This is a genomic window from Leptolinea tardivitalis (assembly GCF_001050275.1).
Classification (GTDB): domain Bacteria; phylum Chloroflexota; class Anaerolineae; order Anaerolineales; family Anaerolineaceae; genus Leptolinea; species Leptolinea tardivitalis.
Map to the genome: position 1 here is coordinate 424701 of NZ_BBYA01000009.1, position 22691 is coordinate 447391.

Annotated in this window: 18 protein-coding genes and 1 tRNA gene; 10 read left to right on the forward strand and 9 right to left on the reverse strand. The window is 48.0% G+C overall.

The window, feature by feature from the left end:
* The first annotated feature begins 16 nt into the window (after positions 1-16).
* Positions 17-901 carry a methyltransferase domain-containing protein gene (locus LTAR_RS16885; protein WP_081419924.1) on the forward strand — a complete coding sequence of 295 codons (885 nt, stop codon included), beginning with the start codon at positions 17-19 and terminating at the stop codon, positions 899-901.
* Here the strand turns inward: LTAR_RS16885 and LTAR_RS09345 are convergent.
* Together LTAR_RS09345 and LTAR_RS09350 are read right to left on the reverse strand one after the other, a co-directional pair.
* The gene (locus LTAR_RS09345) at positions 880-1635 is read right to left on the reverse strand and encodes a class I SAM-dependent methyltransferase (RefSeq protein ID WP_062421954.1); all 756 of its coding nucleotides are present in this window, start codon (positions 1633-1635) and stop codon (positions 880-882) included. The two genes, LTAR_RS16885 and LTAR_RS09345, sit on opposite strands and share 22 nt — an antisense overlap.
* Positions 1636-1687: 52 nt before the next feature.
* Positions 1688-3367, reverse strand: coding sequence for a sensor histidine kinase (locus tag LTAR_RS09350; RefSeq protein ID WP_062421955.1), 1680 nt, complete (start codon positions 3365-3367; stop codon positions 1688-1690).
* Between the two features lie 133 nt (positions 3368-3500).
* Between LTAR_RS09350 and LTAR_RS09355 the strand changes: the two genes are divergently transcribed.
* A complete protein-coding gene (locus tag LTAR_RS09355) occupies positions 3501-4139 on the forward strand; it encodes a molybdopterin-dependent oxidoreductase (protein ID WP_062421956.1) in 639 nt (212 codons plus the stop codon).
* A 4-nt stretch (positions 4140-4143) separates the two neighbouring features.
* On the opposite strand, the gene LTAR_RS09360 is transcribed toward LTAR_RS09355, so the two are convergent.
* Entirely contained in the window at positions 4144-4914 is a 771-nt protein-coding gene (locus LTAR_RS09360; RefSeq protein WP_062421957.1) for an SdrD B-like domain and LysM peptidoglycan-binding domain-containing protein, read from the reverse strand.
* A gap of 77 nt (positions 4915-4991) precedes the next feature.
* Between LTAR_RS09360 and LTAR_RS09365 the strand changes: the two genes are divergently transcribed.
* Genes LTAR_RS09365 through LTAR_RS09375 form a run of 3 tightly spaced genes read left to right on the forward strand, consistent with a single transcriptional unit; the run spans position 4992 to position 8996 of the window.
* A complete protein-coding gene (locus LTAR_RS09365; protein ID WP_062421958.1) occupies positions 4992-5879 on the forward strand; it encodes a hypothetical protein in 888 nt (295 codons plus the stop codon).
* A 49-nt stretch (positions 5880-5928) separates the two neighbouring features.
* Positions 5929-8295, forward strand: a complete 2367-nt coding sequence (locus LTAR_RS09370) for a hypothetical protein (RefSeq protein WP_062421959.1) — start codon at positions 5929-5931, stop codon at positions 8293-8295.
* A gap of 8 nt (positions 8296-8303) precedes the next feature.
* Entirely contained in the window at positions 8304-8996 is a 693-nt protein-coding gene (locus LTAR_RS09375; RefSeq protein ID WP_158423419.1) for a Type 1 glutamine amidotransferase-like domain-containing protein, read from the forward strand.
* Between the two features lie 145 nt (positions 8997-9141).
* Here LTAR_RS09375 and LTAR_RS09380 read toward each other — a convergent pair whose 3' ends face one another.
* A complete protein-coding gene (locus tag LTAR_RS09380; RefSeq protein WP_062421961.1) occupies positions 9142-9558 on the reverse strand; it encodes an Hsp20/alpha crystallin family protein in 417 nt (138 codons plus the stop codon).
* 154 nt (positions 9559-9712) lie between these two features.
* Here LTAR_RS09380 and LTAR_RS09385 point away from each other — a divergent pair, with 154 nt between their 5' ends.
* Both LTAR_RS09385 and LTAR_RS09390 read left to right on the forward strand, forming a co-directional pair.
* Positions 9713-10069, forward strand: a complete 357-nt coding sequence (locus tag LTAR_RS09385) for a hypothetical protein (RefSeq protein WP_062421962.1) — start codon at positions 9713-9715, stop codon at positions 10067-10069.
* Between the two features lie 2 nt (positions 10070-10071).
* A complete protein-coding gene (locus LTAR_RS09390; protein ID WP_062421963.1) occupies positions 10072-11337 on the forward strand; it encodes a cysteine desulfurase-like protein in 1266 nt (421 codons plus the stop codon).
* Positions 11338-11428: 91 nt separating this feature from the next.
* Here the strand turns inward: LTAR_RS09390 and LTAR_RS09395 are convergent.
* From LTAR_RS09395 to LTAR_RS09405, 3 genes are all read right to left on the reverse strand, one after another.
* Positions 11429-11502 (reverse strand) — tRNA-Arg (locus LTAR_RS09395).
* Between the two features lie 89 nt (positions 11503-11591).
* On the reverse strand, positions 11592-12473 hold the full coding sequence (locus tag LTAR_RS09400; protein WP_062421964.1) for a hypothetical protein: 882 nt from the start codon (positions 12471-12473) through the stop codon (positions 11592-11594).
* Positions 12474-12947: 474 nt separating this feature from the next.
* Positions 12948-14168 carry an MDR family MFS transporter gene (locus LTAR_RS09405; RefSeq protein WP_062421965.1) on the reverse strand — a complete coding sequence of 407 codons (1221 nt, stop codon included), beginning with the start codon at positions 14166-14168 and terminating at the stop codon, positions 12948-12950.
* Positions 14169-14304: 136 nt separating this feature from the next.
* Between LTAR_RS09405 and LTAR_RS09410 the strand changes: the two genes are divergently transcribed.
* The 3 genes from LTAR_RS09410 (at position 14305) to LTAR_RS09420 (ending at position 19721) form a co-directional block, all read left to right on the forward strand.
* Positions 14305-14988, forward strand: coding sequence for a B3/B4 domain-containing protein (locus LTAR_RS09410; RefSeq protein WP_158423420.1), 684 nt, complete (start codon positions 14305-14307; stop codon positions 14986-14988).
* Between the two features lie 127 nt (positions 14989-15115).
* Entirely contained in the window at positions 15116-18916 is a 3801-nt protein-coding gene (locus tag LTAR_RS09415; protein ID WP_062421967.1) for a DNA polymerase III subunit alpha, read from the forward strand.
* Positions 18909-19721 carry a PhzF family phenazine biosynthesis protein gene (locus LTAR_RS09420; protein WP_062421968.1) on the forward strand — a complete coding sequence of 271 codons (813 nt, stop codon included), beginning with the start codon at positions 18909-18911 and terminating at the stop codon, positions 19719-19721. Before LTAR_RS09415 ends, LTAR_RS09420 begins: the two co-directional genes overlap by 8 nt.
* Positions 19722-19739: 18 nt before the next feature.
* Here the strand turns inward: LTAR_RS09420 and LTAR_RS09425 are convergent, their stop codons facing one another.
* Together LTAR_RS09425 and LTAR_RS09430 are read right to left on the reverse strand one after the other, a co-directional pair.
* On the reverse strand, positions 19740-21812 hold the full coding sequence (locus tag LTAR_RS09425; protein ID WP_062421969.1) for a glycosyltransferase family 87 protein: 2073 nt from the start codon (positions 21810-21812) through the stop codon (positions 19740-19742).
* A 111-nt stretch (positions 21813-21923) separates the two neighbouring features.
* A complete protein-coding gene (locus tag LTAR_RS09430) occupies positions 21924-22613 on the reverse strand; it encodes an endonuclease III domain-containing protein (protein WP_062421970.1) in 690 nt (229 codons plus the stop codon).
* Between the last annotated feature and the right edge of the window lie 78 nt (positions 22614-22691).

The window sequence follows — 22691 nt, forward strand, 5'->3', positions numbered from 1 at the left end:
AAGCTGGAGACCGGATATGATGGAAAAAACACCGCCCGTTTGCAGTTATGAGGGTTCAGATTATCAAAAAAGTTTTTGGGATGAAGGTGGACGGGCGTATGAGGATGCCGCAGAAGAAAGAGCCCTTCGCCGTTTATTACCGTCAAATGGAAATATGCTCCTTGAGCTCGGCGCAGGTGCCGGCCGGAATACCCCCCGGTATCGTGGATACAAACAGATCACCCTCGTGGATTTTTCCCTGACACAACTGCAGCAGGCCAGCCAGAGGCTTGGGCAATCTGACCGCTACCGGTATGTGGCTGCTGATATTTACAGACTGCCATTTGGTGAAAACCAGTTTGATGCCGCCACAATGATTCGAACCTTGCATCACATGAAAGACGCTCCTCTGGCATTGAAAAAAATTCATGCCTGCCTGAAGCCGGGAGCAACATTTATTCTTGAATATGCCAATAAACTCAATTTAAAGGCGATACTGCGGTATGCTCTTAAGCGTCAGACCTGGAGCCCGTATACATTAGAACCTGTCGAATTTGTCGAATTGAATTTTGATTTCCATCCCCGGGCTATCCGTAATTGGCTGTTTGACGCCGGTTATACACTTGAACGCCAGGTGACAGTTTCACATTTCAGGGTTGGATTTTTGAAACGATTATTTCCGGCGAATTTTCTGGCAACACTTGATTCCTGGGCATCCTTTACCGGCGGTTGGTGGCAGTTAACTCCCAGTGTATTTACCCGGTCAATCGTGACGGCAAAGGAAAATTCAACTACCGGATCGTTTTTCTGTTGCCCGTCCTGTGGATCCGCATTGCAGGATACCCCGCCAGAACTGGTTTGTCAGGCCTGCGGAAAGAAATACCCAGTGGTTGATGGAATCTACGATTTTCGATCTGCCTGAATTTTTTCAACCACCCAGAAATGCGATAACCCCAGGCCACGCAGGGGTGTTTTTTCCAGCCATTGTAGAAAGCCCCGCAATGCTTTTCCTAATGCCGGTGCACGGGCAATGATATTGTCGTATGCACCAAATATCACTGTGCGGTATTCAAAACGCACTGGATGCCCTGAAAACAGGCGTTCCAGGTCTTTGCGGGTATATACATTCACATGAGGGGCAAGTTTGTCGCGCCAGACTCGGGGAAGATAATTAATAAAGAAAATATTTCCAAAGTGATACTGCCCATGCCAGTAAAACCCATGGGTTTCAAAAGGGTACCCCCGGTTCGGGACAAATAATATCAGCCGGCCGCCGGGTTTTAACACCCGCACAATTTCGTTAATGGTTAATTGATCGTCCTGAACATGTTCCAGAACTTCATGACTGAGAACCAGATCAAACGAATTGTCAGGAAAGGGAAGGTGTTCTCCAACACCGGCTAAAGTGATCGGGCCTTTCTTATGGGCTTCGAGGGCGCGTTCAAATTCAATATCCAAACCGACTGACATGGATGCCTGTTCTGCCAGTTTGGCCAGATAGGAACCGACCCCGCAGCCATCCACAAGCACCTGTCCTGATGTTCGCTCACCGGCAGCCTGCCGGATAAGAGCCAGCCGGCGTTCCTGCCCGGCACGCCAGACATAGGATGGCTCGCCGCGCAGGGCGGCTTTGGAGGATGGATTATGATCAGTCAAAGGAGTGATTTCCTGAATTGAGTAAGATGCGCCCTATTGTAACCTGAGATGCCTACTCTTCCGTGGTGAATGGCACCCAGGTTAGTATAGTGGTACCCATTCCCGGTTCAGACGTCAGTTCCAGATCACCACCCACATTGCGGGCGCGGGTTTGCATATTCGACAGGCCATGGCCCAGGGATGTTCGGGTACTCTCCATCTCAAACCCTTTGCCATTGTCTCGTATTTCCATCAGGGCACGGTCAGCCGTTGTCCAGACTACCACTTCCACCTTCTTGGCTTTGGCATGTTTGGCTGTATTCGCCAATGCTTCCTGACAGATGTGAAAGAGAGCCAGAGCTTTGGAAGCCGGCAATTTTTCCAATCCGTCTGCCGGGCCGTTAAGGTGAGCTTCAGCCAGAGTATTTGCCCGGAATTCATTAACGAGCCGCTGGAGCCCTTGCATCAAGTTCTCATCCACCAACTGGCGGGGACGGAGATCCAATATGTACGTCCGGATATCCCGGATAGTGTTGTTGAGGCCATTGATGGATTGGTCAATGCGGTCCTGTGCTTCACCGGGATTTTCAGAAAGAAGCAAACGTGCGTGTTCCAACCCTAATCCAACAGCATAAATGGATTGAATAATGCCATCATGCAGATCCATACCGATCCGTTCACGCTCTTCAAGAACTGCGAGCCTGCGGCTGTTATTGTTATATCGCACATTTTCGAGAGCGGTGCCCATCCAGGAGCCGATGGCACCGATAAACTGAATATCCAGATCGGTAAACGGTCGGTTATCCAATACGGCAACACAGAGTACGCCAAGAACGCTGCTGCGTCCACGAAGCGGAAAACTGGCAATCTGATGAATGCTGTTCAACAGAACACTTTCATGCAATTCCTGACCGTCATTCGGGTTGACCGTCAGCACTTTGGGCAGCCCGGTTTTGGCCGTCATGCCGACCATCCCACGACCAACGGAAAACGTTTCTTCTTTCCAAAGGCAGGGTATCAGTTTTCCCCGGTGAAGGACAAGTTTCATTTTCTTTTCCCCTTCAGGACGCAGATAAACCTCACCAACTTTCAGATTTAAAAAGTCCATCAACTGGGTCAAAGAAATTTTACAGATGGCATCAATTTCAGTAGATGTCGCCAGGGTAGATGCCATATTATTCAAAAGGGAAAGATTTTCATTCCGTCTGGTCATATCCTGATCTCGTTTGATCAGGCGGTCATATTTGCGTGCATTCCGGATCGCAGCCGCAGCAGATATGGCCAGCATTTCAATCAGGTTTTGATCGGAATCGGTGAAATCTGTCCCATCTTTTTTATCCGCCAGAAAAATCACACCCAGATTCCGGTTATCTTGTCGGATGGGTACGCCTAAAAATGATCTCATGGCAGGATGATTGACCGGAAAACCAACACTGCGAGAATCGGTAGAAATATCCTTTAGCCGGATTGATTCGCTGGAACACATTAACTCGCCAATCAAACCCATCCCGATCGGTTGGTGGTCCATCCCGGCCAGCTCGGCAGCTGACAGACCAATGGGGATAAACCGTTCGAGTTTACCCGTATCGCTCAACATGCCAAAAGCGGCATAGCGGGCTTCTGTCAATTCGCTAGCCTGGGCGGCAATTCGTTCCATCAGTGAATCAAGCGAGACATCCTGAATTAACTGAATTGTTGCCTGGTGAAGCGCCATCATCTTTTGTTCCAATGATGAGCGCGAATTTTTCGCCAATAGAACCTCCTGAACCGAAGCGCTTAGGATTCTACCCGAAAAATGCCTGAGATGTTACATAATCCGGCAAGGCTTTGACATTTAGGAGACAGTCAGAAACAGAACCGATATAATCAGTAAAGGAGATTTGATTATGTTGGATAGTTTCAGGCAGCGCAAGGAACGTGAATCTCAATTACAGGCAGAAGGTCGTATTCCACCAGGGCAATCATTAACCCAGAAATTCCCGGTTCTGCATTATGGACCGGTTCCGGCATTTAATCCAGAAACCTGGGATTTTAATATCTGGGGAGAAGTGGAAAAACAGCTCACTCTGACCTGGGAAGAATTTAATCAACTTCCACGGACAAAATTGTTGATCGATATTCACTGTGTAACCCGATGGAGCAAACCGGATACACTCTGGGAAGGAGTTTCCGTCCGTTCTCTATTGGAAAGCGGGTTGATAACTCTTCGTCCGTCTGCGCGGTTCGTTTTACAACATGCCGAATTGGGATTCACGGCCAATCTGCCTGTTGAAATCGTGCTGGCTGATAACTTCCTTTTGGCCACACATTATGATGGCCAGCCCATCACGCCGGATCATGGATATCCATTGAGGGGTGTGGTTGGTGCTATAGTTGGACGGACTGATCTGAAAGTGCCTTATTTTTGGAAAGGCGCAAAATGGCTGCGCGGATTGGAATTCCTGGCAGAAGACCACCTTGGATTTTGGGAACAGGCTGGTTATAACAATAGCGCGGATGTTTGGAAGGAAGAGCGGCTCAGATAACGCATCATCTGGCTCTGTTCAGCCGGGACACATAAAATCCTAATCCGGCTCCACCCAGAATAAGAACAGCTCCGATGATCCCCAAAATGGGAGATTTGGGATTGCTCTCACTGGTTGCCGGCTGTATCTGTTTTGAACTGGGTTGTGCGCCAAAATCCAGTGTGGAGCTGTCTCCCCCGTTTAGTTTTAATGGTTGGTTCAACAGGGTTGTGGCGTTAAATCCTTCTGGTACAGCCACGCTGATGTTGTAATCGCCTTCCAGCAGGTCTTTGAAACAGACGGCTTCTGTGGCGTTGGTCTGATTGGTAAGTGAGACTTTCCCATCACGGTCAGTGACGCTGATGGCTCCTCCAGCCAGCGGTTTTTCATCCCCATCGGGAGTGGCATTTCCATTTGTATCATTGAAGAGCAGAACACAAATGTCTCCAGTGCCTGGCGGCAGGGTTGGGGTGGCAACCTGGCCTGCCGGGGTGGCAGTTGGTTGCGCTGTTGTTTTTTCTGCTATCCCAATAAGTAATTGTTGATTTTCCTGCAAGGTACAGTCATCTTTCAGGTTGTTTAATCGTTTCAATTCTTCAATCTGAATGTTGTTCTTCCATGAAATGCTGATGCAGTTATCACCGGGTTTGACAACATAGATAATGCGACCATCGGCATTTGGAGTGGGCGTAGCATAAACGACCTGCGGGGGTAGATTTTCTGCCTGAACAGGAAAAATGCGGAAAAACAGGGAAAGGGCTGAAATAATCAAGCCTGAAATAAAGAGTTTTTTCATCGTTCGTATCCAGTATGGCGACATTATAACATTTACATGAAAGCCTTCACCACCGGCGGTTATAATTTTACCTGCGCATGAAGATCAATGATCGATCCAATAAATATCTAAAGATAGAAACCCTGTTGGGTTTCTTCCTGGGTACTTTGTTGTTTTCAGCCTGTACAGGTACATTTGAACAACCCGCATATCTAACCCCAACCCCCACGGATTCTCCTACACCCACTGAGACGATTATCTGGTTTCCAGCCACATCCACTGCCACCCAGGTGCCCACCCGGCAACCGGAACCGACTGAAAACTTGCACCCGTCGGTAACAGAGATCCTTTTTCGGGATGATTTCTCCAACACAGCATTATGGTCAACAAAAGCTGAAGCGGGAGGAAATATCGCGTATGGGAAAAATGAATTAACTCTTGCTTCTCAAGAACCTAAAACCTACATTGCCAGTCTATTTGCCCCGGCTGAATTGGATGATGCTTCTGTTGAAATCTCGTCAAATGTAACTCTGTGCAAGTCAGAAGATTCGTATGGATTCTTAATGCGGGCTGTTAATGGAATGAACGGATACCGTTTTCTGGTAAACTGTCAGGGACAGGTGAAGCTGGAAGTCCTTAAATCGGGTCGTCCTTATACGTTGGTAGATTGGATGCAGAGCGGACAGGTTTTACCTGGTTCACCTTATCAGTTGCGGCTGCGAGTCTGGATGGTAAAAGATGAATTGAGGTTCTTCTTGAATGATGTGTTTCAATTCTCTGCACGCGATGCCGTTTTCAAAAAAGGTAAAGTGGGTGTTTTTGCCCGGCAGGCAGCTGATACACCTGTCACTGTAACATTTACAAATCTGATCATCCGGGCGATTGATCCGGAATTTGTTTTGCCAAAGGCAACCCTGAAACCTACAGCCACCCGGCAGCCTAAGTACATTCCGGTAAACACCAGTGTACCATCACCAAACCCCTGATCGGCGGGTTGTATAATCAAATGAAAACCCGCAGAGAACAGAAACCACCTTGTTTGATCTCTACATCTTTCCCATCTTTATAACGGGCGGCAAAGAACTGGCAGACTTGCCAGGTCTGGTTGCTTCGGCTGCTCCACGCCGCGTCCTTCGCAACCGGGCGGGGGATATGCTGACAGCTCTGCTCACACTGCCGAGCAAGAATATATTGACGGCAGAATCACAGCAAGAGATGCTTTTGCACCTTTCAGCCACGTATTTCAGTACACCTGGATCGGTAACCTCTGGTTTACGGGCTGCCTCTGAACAAATTAATACATTCATCCTGGGGTCAAACCAGTTTGATTCACCGTCAGGGCGTCCAAATGTGGGCGTCTTGAATCTGGCCGTTTTTCACGGCGATACACTGTTTATGTTGCACGCCGGACCGACCCATACCCTGGTGGTTAACCCAGATGGTGTAACTGATTTTGTAGACCTTGAAGGAGCCGGGCGCGGGTTAGGTGTAAGCAGTACGATCAATCCGCGGTATTTCACAACCACGCTCAGGGAAGGTTCAATGGTCTTGCTATGCCCGGCGCCCCCGCCCACCTGGACGGCAGCTTTGCTGGGGGGCAGTTCAAAACTTAGTTTGGACCAATTCCGCCGGCGGCTGCTGGCCCAATCGCCGTTCAACATGACGGCTGCTGTTGCCCAGGTACAGGCCGGGAGGGGTGAAGTCCACCGGTTAAGGCCGCGAATTCCGCAGGAACCATCCCCGGCTGATCCATATTCTGAACCGGTTGGGCAGCCAGAAAAAAGTGAAACCACAGTTGAAAATCATCAAGAATGGCCGCTCTCCCCGGGTGCAATTGTTCACCCATCTGAACAACCATCTGATTTCGATGCAGCCATTCCACCATCCATGCCGGAACCGATCTGGCCTATTGACTTGAACCAGCCAATCGATCTGTCGGGAATACCCGAACCGGCACCGGAAAAACCAGCGCCTCCACCGGAAAAAAAACCGGCTTCTTCGGTTCCGCCACGGCGGGAAGAAAATATGGGGTTCCGAACAATCCCGGCCAGCGAACTTCCCGGTCCGCAGGTTGCAGCACCAGATACTCCCTTATTGGATAAGTTAACAGATTTCCTGCGGAAAATTGTAGAGGTTTCATCGCAGGTCAAACCAAAAATTAAGCCTCCACAAATCAAGATCAATCCGGTAAAAACCGACCCATCTGGCAGTATTGCCGCTTCGACCCTGTTATTCATTGCCCTGGCTGTTCCGGTGATCGTTGTGTTTATCTCCACAACAGTGTATACACGATCGGGGCGGGGGGAACAACGCACTGGTTATCTCGTTCAGGCGCAGGCATTCGCCTTGCAGGCAGCCGGTCAAATTGACCCTGAAGCCCAGCGCAGTGGTTGGACCCAGTCTCTCTATTACGTCAAAAAAGCGGAAGAATATGGCCGCACTGACGAAACGAAACTGCTCCGTGCTCAGGCTCAGACGGCTTTAGACAGCCTGGATAGCATCATCCGCCTGCCGGTTCAAGAAGCCGTTCCCGATGCTATACCATCCACCGTCAATATAACCCAGCTCGCGGCATCGCCAACCGATGTCTTCGCATTGGATTCCAATCAGGGCCGGGTATTGCGATTCGAACTGACCGGCGATGGTTACCAGCTCGATCCCAATTTCAATTGCGGACCTGGTCCATCAGGCGGAAAAATCATCGGTGCACTGGTGGATATTGTGCCACTGCCGATCAACAACCAATACAAGGCATCTGTCATGGGGATGGACGCCACAGGCAATCTGTTATATTGCATTCCCAACTCACCGCCATTATCGTCACAACTTGCTCCTCCATCAACCAACTGGGGAAAGATCACCGCTTTTACAATTGAAGGAAGTGCCTTATTAATCCTTGACCCCGTGAGCAATGCTGTCTGGCGGGTGGGTGGAGATGGAATCGGGTTCCCCAACCAGCCGCACCTTTTCTTTGACCAGGATATTCCAAATCTGTCTGATGTTATCGACCTGGCCATGTATGAAGACGATCTTTTGCTTTTACGTAAAGATGGTCATATCACACGCTGTACATTCAATAATTTCTCCAGCTCACCCACGCGTTGTCAGGACCCGGCAGGTTTTGGTGATAAAGCCGGGAATCCCATCCCGCAATTTGCGGATGCTCAATTTACCCAACTGGCTACTGTACCGCCGCCGGATCCGTCTATATACATCATGGATGTCTCCGGCCCGACAGTCTATCATTTCAGCCTGCGATTGAACTTGCAGCGTAGATTAAGATTTCAGACTCTGGACGAATATTCTCTGCCCGATAAACCAGTCACTGCATTCACGGTGGGTTCCAACCGGGTGGCGTGGATTGCCCTGGGTAATAGGGTGTACTACACTCCGCTGCCATGATTGTTCCAGTGGACTGCCGTTTCCCCCATAAGGGAACACTGGCACTGGCGGGCAGTGGTGAGTATTTACCGCCCATGGAACCGGTTGACAGGGTTTTGCTGGCTGAGTTGGGTGAACCAGGCAGGGTTGTCTGCCTGCCAACAGCCGCTGGAACAGAGGGACAAGACCGGTTGGATTACTGGATGCAATTGGGAGAAAAACACTTCAAGCAATTAGAAGTGGAATCGGTTGAATCACTCCCTGTATTTACCCGGGAACATGCTTTTTCTGTAGAATTGGTAAAGAAAGTTGAACAGGCAAATTTCGTCTATCTCTCAGGGGGTAAGCCGTCATATCTGCTGGAATGCTTCACTGCAACTCCTATTCTTGAAACCATTTTGCGCAAATTGGATACGGGAGGAGTTGTGGCAGGTTGTTCTGCCGGGGCTATGATATTCGGAGAACGCATTCCAAACCGTTCTTTCATAGGTGGTACTACAACCGGTTTGAATTTACTTCCCAATCACTTTGTTGTGCCGCACTTTGACGAGATTCCCTTTATTTTGAAATTTGGTATTCCACAAATGGTTGGTCACTTAACGTTATTGGGAATCGAAGCCAACACGGTATTACATTGCCGGGATAATCGTTTTTCGGTTATTGGCGAAGGAGGAATCACGCTGGGTTCAGGGAGCAACGCCATCAGGTATTTGGCTGGTTGACAGAAAAGAGCCGGTTATTGAACTGCACCCCTATCAGTTGGTGATGTCCAACTTTTGGGGTGCAGTTTATTTAATACCAGCTTTTTCCTGTTTCAATCTATTTAATTGTGATTCAGAGGATGCACCGGTAATCAGGCTCTCTCTGTTATTTCGTTACAACTTTAATGGATTTTGGTTTAGCGTCTTCTGCTTTCGGGATTCGCAGAGTTAAAACACCGTTTGCCACTTCAGCTTCTGCTTTGGAAGCATCCAACGGATCTGGCAGTGTCAGTACCCGACTAAACCGGCCGGCAGGACGCTCGTTCAGCAGATATGTGTCTTTTTCATCCCGGTCAATCTTGATTTCACCCTGAATGGTCACTGTCTCGTTGACCACCTGGATATTCAAATCTTTAGCGGAAACACCGGGAATGGTGGCCGTCAATTCATAAGCCTCTTCTTCTGCTTTAATATCCACCGGGATAAAGATATCGCAATATTGATCTTGCTGTTCGGCTTCAATCCATCGCCGGGCCCAGGGACGTGCAAAAGCATGTGGTGTTTGTGTAAAATAGAGTGTCATTTTTTCCTCCAATGATTCACGTGTTTTATATGTTGATAGTCTTAGGATAGACGATAATTATCAAAGAAATGCAAGAGAAAAATAGGAAAAATATAAGAACAGTTAAAATGGCAGAAATCATATTGTGGTATGATCTTTGCAGTGGAGATGAACAATGGACGACAAAATCACCATAATCGAGGGACCAACCCCGACATTTGAAGAGATAAACGATGGGTGGGCACTGGGTTTGAATGAAGGACCAGTGTTATATGACCTTGTGATGACCCGAGTCCGCACGTTCAACGGACCGGCTCTGGTGGAGCGTTGTCACCGGGCCTGGAATGATCATTCCAATATATTTCTCCATTACCGGAATGAACTGGGAATGGAAGAAAAAGCTCCCATCATGGCTGCACGATCCGTAAATACCCCGGATGGTTCTGTTTTACTACTCTGGGTCAGATTGGAATTTGAACAGACAGAGACAGAATCCGGGAAAGATTCTGGAAGCGAGGATTTTGACGACTGACGATGCCATTGGATATCCAAAGGATCCGAAAAGAATTTCCTGCCTTATCCCGCCCGGTATTATTTCTTGATAATCCGGGCGGTACTCAAATTACCCGGCGAAGTCTTGAACGAATTCAAGACTACCTGATCAATAAAAACGCCAATCATGGCGGCGCCTTTGAAACCAGCCGCCTGTCAGATCAATCTGTAAACGATGCCCGCCTGGCCGAGGCGGAATTTTTGAATGCTTCAAGCCTGCAGGAAATTGTCTTCGGAGCAAACATGACCACGCTGACATTTAATATCAGCCGGTCATTGGCGCGGCTATTTAACCCGGGCGATACACTTGTGGTCACCCGTCTTGATCATGATGCCAATATCTCCCCCTGGCTGCTCGCTGCTGAAGATCGCGGATGCCGAATCCGCTGGGTGGATTTTCATCCAGAAGATTGCACTCTGGACGTGGATGATTTCAAAAAGGCCATGGAGGAAAAACCGCGCCTGGTTGCACTTGGTTATGCTGCCAATGCCGTGGGTACGATTAATCCCGTGGCTGACCTGATCCCTCTGGCACATGCCGCCGGGGCGCTGGTGTATATTGATGCTGTTCAATACGCACCTCACGGCCCAATTGATGTTCAGGCGTTGGATTGCGATTTTCTGGTGTGCTCGGCGTACAAATTTTTTGGCCCGCATGCCGGTGTTTTGTTTGGGAAATATGAATTACTCGATCAGTTACGTGCCTACAGGGTTCGGCCTGCCCCGGCTCTTCCACCCGGCAAGTTTGAAACCGGTACCGGCAACTTTGAGCACATGGCCGGTACGCTAGGTGCGTTGGACTATTTTGAATGGATCGGCCGGACATTCGGCGACGAATTCAGAGAAAACACTCAGACATATACTGGCCGCAGGCAAGTTTATAAGCAAGCCATGCAGTCCATAAGAGCATATGAATTTGAGATCAGCCGCGAGTTTGTCAAACAGCTTGAAGATATACATGGTTTGCATCTGTACGGGTTGACTGAAATCTCAAGATTGGATCACCGCGTACCAACATTTTCCTTTACCCTGGATGGTTGGACACCAAAAGAACTGGCCGTAGAACTCAACCGCGAACATATCTACACATGGGACGGAAATTTCTATGCCCTGGCAGTAACTGACCGGCTTGGCCTGGAAGGCAAAGGTGGGTTACTGCGTTCGGGTGCTGTTCATTACAACACTATTGAGGAAATTCGGCATTTTGGCGAAGTGGTACGTAAACTGGCCGATAAAAACCCTCGTTAAAAGAGATAAACACCTGGGTGAGGGGGGCACCCAAGTGCTTATCTCTTTGCATTCTACACGGATAGTTCTAAAAATGCAAGTGTTTAATATATGCCCCAGGGGGGAATTGAACCCACAACCTTAGCCTTAGGAGTGCTCTGCTCTGTCCATTTGAGCTACTGGGGCTTACAAGCGGATTATAGCATTCCACAGGGAAAAAACCAATAAAAAACGGGAGAGGTTACCTCTCCCGTTTTGACTGCTATTTTTATGTTTCACGGAGTGGTTACGGAGAAGTAATCCCACTGGATTATAACGGGCAGATAAACCGCGGACATAACACCCAGACCTACCATGCCGCCGCCCTTGATTTCATTATTGTTGGTTTCCAAAATTTTCTCGCCATTAATTTTATAGGAAAGCTTTGGGCCGACGCAGCTGAACTCAGACACGTTATCACCAGAAACCTTGACGAGTTTATGCTTGGCAACACTCTTTTTGATGGTTACATATGGGTTGGCATATGGATCGGCATCGCGGATAGATTTGTCATATTTCAGCAATTGCCATTCACCTTGAGATGAGATTCTCATCTCGTACCAGCTCGAATAATCTTCTGAAACACGGCAAACCAGAGCCACACCGTTCATGCTCTGGCCGTTGCTTTTCCATTTGGCTTCAATGACCACATCTTCGGCAACAGAACCTTTCAGGAATTTATAAACATAGGTTTCATTATCCCGCAGATTAAAAACCATAATACCATCCTGAACACTGGATGGCAGCGTTTGCATCCGGTCTTTGGTGGTCGCCTGCGTGGTGGTGATCATATCTTCCGAGAAATCATCATTGGGCAGATCGAACTCATCGCGGAAATTCAGGCCTTCTGAAGATGTTTCCTTTTCCGGAGCTTCTGCGGTTACCTCTTTTGACTCTGCCGGAACTTCTGTGGGAGCTTCAACAACCACTTCGGTTGGTTTAGGCTGAGTTGGCTCTACGGGTTGTTCAGGTTGTGCGGGTTGTTCAGGTTGTGCGGGTTCTTGAATAGCTGGTTCATTTGAAGCTTCATCTGTTTTTGCGGCTTTTCCGCCGGGCAACGAACAGGATGATAAAATCACAACCATTATTAACCCGAGTATTGCCAATTTCTTTGACATCTTCTCCTCCTGAGTCTTCTTTGTGTTTATCTATTATGAAGGGAATGTCTGCAAATCGTTAAAAATACCCCGTCATCTGGTAGACAAACACCATTATATATTATTCATTTATAAAAGAAAAAGAAACCCGAGTCAAGTTCGGGTTTCTTAAATAACATGGACGGCTTTCAGGGACGAATACATTAGGACGCATTTCCTGAAATCAGGAGCCGCCTCAAATGGGCCGGCGCGTCAAAACCAAACACGGATTGCCTTCTAACAATCCTGCACGGGGTAGCGAAAGCTATCTACCTCTGAGAATATAGGTTTTTGGAGAACTTACCTCCATCCCTGGTGTCCTCATTAATGAAAGCCGCCCATGCAAATTCACTGTAGCACGTACGAATGCTCATTTCAACTAACCTGAAGAAACTCTTAAGCTGCGGTCTGACGTCAGAGTTAAAGTATCTGCACCGGGCCAATTTTATGTATAGATTACCTGATGGAACTTTGAGGTGTCTGATTCTTTTTTAGGGTAAGGAAAACCAGCACACTGATCATACCGATCAGACCGCCGCCTATCCAGATAAACCGTGGGCCGAGATTATCCGAGAGAAGGCCGCCCAAAACCGGCCCGATCCCGGTGGAAAGTCCCCATGTCAATGAATACAGGCTCATATATCGTCCGCGCATATCAACTGGAGCCATATTAGCGGCAAATGTACTTGATGTAGGCACAAGGATCATTTCACCGATCGTCATAAGTACCATGCTAAACCAGAATCCCCAGAAACCTGTCATAAAGGCAATGGTAAATGTGGCAATGCCGTAAAATGCGGAACCGACGGCCAGCATTCCATGAGAGGAATATTTCCTGGTTTGACCAGTGACCCATAGTTGCAAAAGTACGATCATGATGCCGTTGGTCGCAGGCAGAAAACCATACAGTTTTTCGGGCATACCGAATTGCTGTTTGGTATAGACGGAAAGGAGTATCCATACCAGCGCGGAACTGATTTGAATCAGGGTAAACGCAGCAATGAATTGCATATATGGCCGGTCACGGAAGATGATGTTATACCCGCCCAATTTCAATTTCGTTTGCTCAATTTCAACCGTATCGTTGGTTTTGGCCGGTATGGTTTCTTTTCCAAAGATCCACATCATGATGCCATAGGTGCTCATACCGGCGGCAGCACAATAAAATGCGATACTGTACGAGGAAGATGCTAGAAAACCGCCGATGGTTGGGCCAAGGGCAACACCCAGGTTGTTGCTTAATCGCAATAGTGAATAGGCATCAATGCGCTTGTCCTCCGGAATCAGGTCAGCCAGCATGGCATCGGCACCCACACGGAAAAGCGGATTAAAGGATCCTGCCAGACCGGCTGTAACGGCGAATTGCCAGTAGGTAGTGTCCCCCTGATACAGGAGATAAACCAAACCGTTGCCCAGCAGACTGATGATCATGACCCATTTTCGTCCGATCTTATCCGTCATTGGACCTGCAATGAATGTAAAGATAATGGAAGCGGCGGAATTGACCGTCATAATGCTGGCTGCTGCTGTCAATGGAAGATTTAGTCGGCCGCTGACATAGACCATCAGGAATGGCCAGATCATACTGGCGCCGATGGTGCTGATCAACAATCCCCAGAACAACAGCCAGAACTGGCGTGGATATTCTTGTTTGGCTCTTTTGAAACTATCCAACATTCTCTTAAAACCTATAACGCAAACTTTATCCAGGATGGAAACGAATTATCCATCATACCAGAATTTGCTACTTCTGTTCTACAAGGTCATCCGAATCCTGTTAGAATCACAGGAATTTTCATTAATAGAGGGAAAAATGACCGTTTTTAACTATGATTCAGAGATTATCACGCGCTTCCCATTGGTCGCCGGTGCTGTTATTTTGGGCAGCGGTTTACATAACGGGCCAACCCCTGCCGATGTACTTGACCTGTACAGGATGGAACAGAAAACTGTATCAGAAAAAATTGGATCAACGCCGTTAAGTGAATTGCCTACACTTGCCGGATGGAGGGCGGCTTTCCGGTCATTTGGTGTCGATCCCACAGGTTACCGCAGTGCGGCTGAAGCGCTTTTACGCCGGTTAACCAAGAAAGGGGACATTCCATCGATTAACACTCTGGTTGACCTGTGCAACCTGATCAGCATCCGGTATGGTCTGCCTGTTGCCGCCATCGATCGAAAGAGAATCAATGGGACGATCACCGTCCGGTTCGCCCGCGGAGACGAAAATTTTGTCAACCTCAATCAGGCAGAAGCGGATCACCCGGCTGCCGGTGAGGTGATTTTTACCGATGAAAAAGATGTTGTCATAGCCCGCCGCTGGTGCTGGCGGCAGAGTGAAGAAAGTGCTGCCCGCGAAGAAACCACCGATGTGCTGATTACGATTGAAGCTCAAAATGAAGGCGGCCGAGAATTGGTCAAATCTGCTGCGGCTGACTTGCGTGAGCTTCTTAAGACACATCTTGGAGGAGATTACACACAAACCTTCCTGCCCTGAGACAGAGTCTCTGGTTCTTAAAATTTATACAAAACAACCTTCGCAAAGGTTATCCACAATCCGCGATGCTATAATTTTGACAACCGGTCAAAGTTATAGCATCGAAGGTTTTTAATTGTAGAAACGTATGTCATTTGTCCATTTGCACGTCCATTCTGAATATTCACTTCTTGATGGTTTCAGCAACATCAAGAAGTTGATTGCACGTACAAAAGAATTGGAAATGCCCGCCATTGCCCTCACAGATCACGGCACAATGCATGGCATTATTGAGTTTTACAACACAGCCACAAAATCAGGAATCAAGCCGATTCTTGGTGTGGAAGCCTACCTGGCTGCCCGAAAGATGACAGACCGCGAACCAACTTTGGACCGCAGTTCAACGCATCTTCTTCTTCTCGCCGAGAATATGACCGGCTACCAGAACCTGTTGAAGCTGGCAACGGCCGCACAATTGGAAGGTTTTTATTATTACCCGCGCATTGACCGTGATCTTCTGGCACAACATTCTGAGGGGATTATTGCCACCACCGGGTGCCTGGCTTCTGATATTTCACGCACAATTCTAGAACAGGGTGAGGATGCTGCCCGTAAGAAACTGGACTGGTATTACGATGTGTTTGGCCGAGACAATTTCTTTATGGAATTGCAGGAGCACAATATTCCTGAACTGGAAACCCTGAATAAAACACTCCTGAGCCTCGGCCCGCGATACCAGGCCCGCTATGTGGCTACCAATGATATTCACTATATCAATAAGGCAGATGCTCGTCTGCAGGATGTTCTGCTGGCTATTCAGACCAATGCCATGTTAAGCGATCCAAAACGGATGCGCATGTCAGATCCCACTTACTATTTGCGGACGCCGCAGGAAATGCAGGAAATCTTTACAGCCGTGCCTGAAGCGATCAGCAACACCATGCTAATCGCCGAACGCTGTAATGTTGACCTGACGCCGGGGGGGTATCATCTTCCTGTATTTCCAGTGCCTGAAGGATTCACAGCGGAAACGTACCTTCGTTATCTATGTGAAGAAGGTCTGAAACGGCGGTATGGCGATCGGGCGAACGATCCAAAAGTACGAGAACGTCTGGAATACGAACTGGGTGTAATTCACACGATGGGCTTTGATGCCTACTTTCTCATCGTTTGGGACCTATGCCGCCATGCTCGCGAAGTGGGTATCTGGTACAACGCCCGCGGTTCAGCCGCCGGTTCTATGGTGGCCTACACCCTGGATATCACCCTGGTTGAACCAATCAATCATGGATTGATCTTTGAACGCTTTTTGAATCCGCACCGTATCAGCATGCCTGATATTGACCTTGATTTCCAGGATGACCTGCGGCCGCGGATGCTGGAATACTGTGCCCAGAAATATGGCGAAGACCGGGTAGCGCAAATCATCACCTTTGGCACTATGGGAGCCCGAGGTGCTCTGCGGGATGTGGGTCGGGTGATGGATATCCCGTTGTCAGAGGTCGACCGGGTGGCAAAGATGATCCCCAATGTTGGCGCGGGGGCATTGACTATCGCCGAGGCTCTCGAATCGGTTCCCGAGTTTAAGGAAGCTTACGAAAGTGGAACATACCTGAAGGAATTAATTGAAACCGCGCGAGATATGGAAGGTGTCGTCCGCAACGCCGGAACCCATGCCGCCGGTGTGATCATCGCCGATCAGCCTATTGTCAATATGGTGCCTTTGCACCGGCCGACAAGCGGTGCAGAAGACAGCCCGGTCAAAGTGGTAACCCAGTTTGATATGGGAGTTCTGGATGCCCAGCGGCTTCTTAAGGTGGATTTCCTCGGGTTGGCCACATTGACAATCATGTCGCGGGCAACCGAATTGATCTACCAGCGGCACAAAATCCGCCTCGATTTGCACAATATCCCCACGGATGATCCTGAAACCTTTGAGTTCATTAGCAACGGACATACCGCCGGCACCTTTCAGCTGGAAGGCAATGGGATGACCCGGTACATCACTCAGATGCACCCGGAAAACCTGGATAATGTAATTGCCATGGTAGCCCTCTATCGGCCGGGTCCCATGGATTTTATTCCCACCTATATAAAGCGTATGCATGGGGAAGAGGAAGTCACTTACCGGCATCCCATGCTCGAACCGACATTCAAAGAGACATACGGCATTCCGATCTACCAGGAACAGTTGATGATCGCGGCCATGAATCTGGCCGGGTATAACGCATCAGAAGCTGATGAATTGCGTAAAGCCATATCGAAGAAAAATGCCGAGGCATTGATGAAACACCGGTTGAAATTTATTGCCGGTGCAAAAAATAACGGTATTGCCGAGGAAACCGCCACAGCCATCTTTGATGACTGGGAAAACTTTGCTCGGTATGGGTTTAATAAAAGCCACGCGGCTGATTACGGTGTCATTGCAGTCCAAACTGCTTACCTGAAAACTCATTACACGATTGAGTACATGACGGCGCTGCTTTCTGCCTCAAAAAACGAGACAGAGAAAGTGGCGTTCTATATTGCTGATTGCCGTTCGCTGGGGATCAATGTACTGCCGCCTGATATAAATTCGAGCGGCTGGGATTTCACGATTGAAGATTGTGAAGGCAAGTGCAGTGAAATCCGATTCGGTCTGGGTGCCATCAAGAATGTAGGACAGGGGCCGGTGGATGCGATCCTGGCCGTCCGAAAGGAAGGCGGCCGTTTCAAAGACCTGAATGATTTCGCGCGCCGGGTGGACCTGCGGACTGTCGGCCGGCGGCCGCTGGAATCTATGATCAAGGTAGGTGCACTCGATTCCTTTGGGTCACGAGCCGCTTTACTGCAAGCCCTTGATCAAATCATTTCAGTCAGCGGCAGCCATTTTAAAGCTGTTCAAAGCGGCCAGATGACATTCTTCGGCACCATTCAGGGCGTGGAGGAACGAATAGTCTTGCCAATGGTTCCCGAGGTGGATCGGCGAGAAAAACTGGATTGGGAAAAAGAACTGATCGGGTTGTATGTTTCTGACCATCCGCTTTCTCCTTACATGGCATACATGACGGAAGTCGTCACCCATTTTTCTGCCCAGTTAAAGGAAGCATCCCCTAAAGAAAAAGTGACCGTAGCTGGCATGGTGACCAAATTCCGCACTCATACCACCAAAGACGGCAATGCCATGGGTTTTGCCACCCTTGAAGATGTGCAGGGTTTTATTGAACTGGTCATTTTCCCGCGTGCCTGGGAGGCCTGTGGTGATCTGGTGAAACCCGATGCGGTATTACTTGTTACCGGTAAACCGGATTGCGAATCCGGAGATCCCAAAGTCCTTGTTGACCGGATAGAAGTGATCGACCTGACAAAGCCTCCAAAAAAGAAGAATGGATCAAAGAAAAAAGCTGCCGAAGAAAAACAGGACGAACCCGAAACCCCATTAGAGAATGCGGTAGAACCCGAACCCGATTGGAATTCATTACCTCCATCAACGGAGGAATATGAGACGCAGGTTCTACCGCCAGAAGATCCTGCCCCGATTATTGAGCCGGTCTCAACTGGTTGGCCGGGCATGGGGGCTCCTGTTAATGGACAGGTTAAACCTGAGCCGAAACAGATCAAAGAAAGCTCCCCGGTTGTTGCGCCTTCTGAAAGCCAGAATCAATCACCACAACCGACATTTGACCCAAATGCCATTCCGCAAAAAGTAACGGTGGTGCTCACACCCACAGGAGATCGGGAGCGGGATAAAGCGAGATTGATCCGGGCACATACCATACTGGTAGCTCATCCTGGAATTGACCGTTTTGACTTTCTGCTGTTTGAAAACAACGAGAAATACGAACTTGATTTCCCCAACCACACCACACATGTATGCGATGAAGTATTAACTACATTGAAGTTGCTGGTCGGAGAGGAGAATATTCACATTCATGAACTTCCCCGACAGGAAATTTCCTCCAATGCCTGAAGTTATCTATCAGGTTGATGCGTTCACCGCCATTCCCTTCAAAGGAAATCCGGCTGGAGTGTTTATCAGTGAAAAGCCGCGCGATGATGACTGGATGCGTCAATTGGCCCGCGAGATGAACCTGTCTGAAACCGCCTTCCTGGTTCCGGCAGAAAAATATAAAGATGGTTATTCGTTGCGCTGGTTTACCCCAACTGTCGAAGTGGACCTGTGCGGGCATGCCACATTAGCCAGTGCTCATATCCTCTGGCAGGAAGGATTTCTTCCACGCGATCAAGAAGCCAGATTTCAAACCCGCAGCGGGTTGCTTACCGCCCGGTTTTGTGAGGGTGGTTGGATTGCATTGAATTTTCCTGTGAAGAAGGTTGAACCCGCCCTGGCTCCGGATGGTCTGTTAGAAGGCTTGAAAATCGCTTCCGCGCGATATATTGGCCTGAATAAAATGGACTATCTGGTCGAGCTGGACAATGAAGAACAGGTTCGCAGTCTTCAGCCTGATCATTCCGCCCTGAGAAAAGTTCAAGTGCGTGGTGTGATGGTTACAGCCCGAGCCAGCAGCAGCGAATTTGATTTTGTATCGCGTTTTTTTGCCCCGGGTTCCGGCATCGATGAAGATCCTGTTACAGGGTCATCCCATACAGCGTTGACACCTTACTGGTCTGCGAAATTAGGAAAGAAAGAAATGACCGCCTGCCAGGCCAGCGCCCGCGGTGGTGTACTGAAAGTTGTGGATCTTGGTGAACGGGTTGAATTGCGCGGCCAGGCGGTAACGATTTTTAAAGCCGAATTATTGAATTCCCGGTAATTCTCACAGGGCGGATAATTAAAAGTGAATCGTCCGGCTATGGATGTGCAGAAAAACATAAGCCAGTCTTTTCCGGTAGACTGTCATTTTGTTTTTAACAATAACCGGAATTGTCTCTGTTCTGACGACGTGAAACGATAACAAGACTGAACTCCCCAGCAGAACAAGGAGAAGGGGGAATTGTTCATGCAAAATAAAGGGTTTCAACATGTATGAGAAATAAGTGCCTGTAAATGAAAAGGCAAAGAGAGCTAACAACAAACTGGTTATCCAGGTATGTGTTTGGTTATGTGCAAATCGGTCTTCTGAAAGTTCGTCATCTATTTCCATACAGAAGTAAATGACTGGCCCAGTTAAATATGAAAGTGTGTAATCATGGCTTAAGGCCGGGAGAACCAGTGCTGTAATCGTACATGCCAGGAACAGGGTGGGGTCTTTAAAATTAGTTCTCCTCCAGGCATGGTCAAAACAATGCAGAACAATTGTCAGGACTACAATTTGGAGGGCAATTTCCAACCCTCTCATTAAATGCGGTGAAAGATCGAGATAAAAATTGCAGAAATTCAAAAACCCCTGAATACTATGGTTTCCCGGCCAATCTGACTTTCCCGATGAATTCACGATGGAAGAAACCTGATGGAAGTATTCAACACCGGTATCCAATCCTAAAACAAAGATCAGGCTTATATTGGCTATCCCCAATACTGACCAACGAAAAAGCGTTCTTTTCCAATTTTTCCAATCATCGATCAGGAATAGAACAAATATCGCCGGATACAATTTTAGTTGAATGGCAATGGTGATCAGGATATAGGCAAGCCAGCGATATTTCCTGCTTTTATGAAAAATCGTAACTGCCAGGAGAGCGCAACATATAGCAATCAGGTTGAATTGCCCCCGTTCAATCTCGAAGGAAAGACCGTATGAGAAAAAGCCAATGGCAAACAGAAAACTGGCGAATGCCGGAAGTTTCTTTTTCCCGGATAATACATACGGAATGATAAGCGTCACTACAATATACGACAGGTAAGTCAATACAAGGATGATTCGATAGGCAGACCGCTTGTCCATCAATGAAAGTGGAATAAACAACAGGGCGGCAAGGGGTGGGTATTTATTTGCCCCAGCATAGGGAGATCCACCGCTTGTTACAGATTTGGCTGCATCCAAAATAAAATTCAAATCAGTACCGATGGGTCGAATGGCCGGCAGAAAGTTGCCGTTTTGCATTTCATTGGAGGGATTTAAGAAGACACTCTGAACATAGGCGATTCCAAACCAGAAGAGAAAACCGAGGATTAGCCAGAAAAACACCGTTTGAGATTTCTCCTCAAGAAACGATGCGATTTTTCGAAGAGTTTCCGACGAGAATGCCATCAGGGAACCGGTGTAGATCAAACCGAACAACAACAGCCAATAACAAACCGAATAGATAACCGCCCAGAGTTCGGGGTTTTCTTTATCAGGCAGAGAGATGACAACTTCTGCGTTTTTTTCCTGTTGAAGGTCAACAACCTGTTCATCCCAGTTCAGACGGATGGACACCTGCCCATAGTCAGGTCCTTTCGCCAGAAGCACCTCAACATCTCGGGACAGTTCTTCATTTTTCTTGATGACAAACGGGGTGGAAGTTCCGGGCTGGCTTTCCACCCCATAAAAGGTATCCTGCCAACCAGAGGAGGGCAGGTAATTGGATAATGGTTGTGGATTACTATTGATTTTGATTTCCTCAATCAAAACCGGTTTATCTGTTTCAGTGTTCAATGGTTTGATTTCAATAACCTGCATTTGGTCGGGAGTCATTCTGTGTGGAAGAGGAATCACCAGAATGATCAAGCCTGACATTATTAAGATTGCAGCCGTCAGAACAGCACGTTCATTCCTGTTTATCTTCCGAACGGCCAGGTTATTGACATGGTAAAACAAGAAGAAGGTTACGAAGGTTAGTACAATTGCAGAGCCAACGAACAAAGCTCCACCATGAACGGGTGAATATGCCCATATGTGTAAATACTGTGAGCTAAAAATCAGACTGCCTGCAATACCTGTAAGTACCGATAAAAAAACTTCGAAAAATCTATACCTGTTCATTAATTCTTCCAATAAGAATAGCCGCAAAATTTTACCTCACATTGAAAGAGGAAAACCTTGTGGGGTGAAAATTTACAAAAAATTGATATTTGGATTACCAGAAATCTTGACTTATGAAGTTCGGGTCAGGTTGTATCGGCAAATATCATTAATCGGGCATATGTCACAATCCGGCTTACGGGCATGGCAAATCTCACGGCCAAGACGGATTAGATTAAGATGTGCCGGACCATACGTCGCTGGGTCAAAAAGACTGGCCAGATATGGATGAGCTTGCTCGACGGATAAATTATCGGGGCGCAATCCGATCCGTCCACTAACCCGGAAAATATGCGTATCCACAGGGAATGCAGGAACACCCAGCGAGAATTGCAGCACAATAGCAGCGGTTTTTGGACCAACACCGTTGAACTGAAGAAGCCATTGATGGGCTTTTTCGACGGGCCATTCCTTCAGGAATGACAGATCAAGATTTCCACGTTCATCAGTAATCTCTTTAAGTACCTTTTGAATGCGGGGGCCTTTCTGGTTAGCCAGACCTGCCGGGCGAATGCATTCAATCACTTCCTGTGGATCAGCATCTCGGACAGATTCCCACGAAGGAAAAACCTGAACCAGACGATTGAAAGCTGTATCCCGGTTTTTGTCATTCGTGTTTTGTGACAGAATGGTTGAAACAAGCTCATCAACAGGTGAAAGCGCGGTGCGCCATTCGGGCAGCCCGAAGGTATCCAAAAGCCGCTGGTACACCTCTTGTGCTTGAGCAGTATGATCAAATGTTTGACGTTGAATATCTTCCATAAGCGGAATTTTGGTACCAGAGTGTTGATACGGTTAAGTCCATTGGAATATAATTATAGTATTCGCAGGGTTGATTTG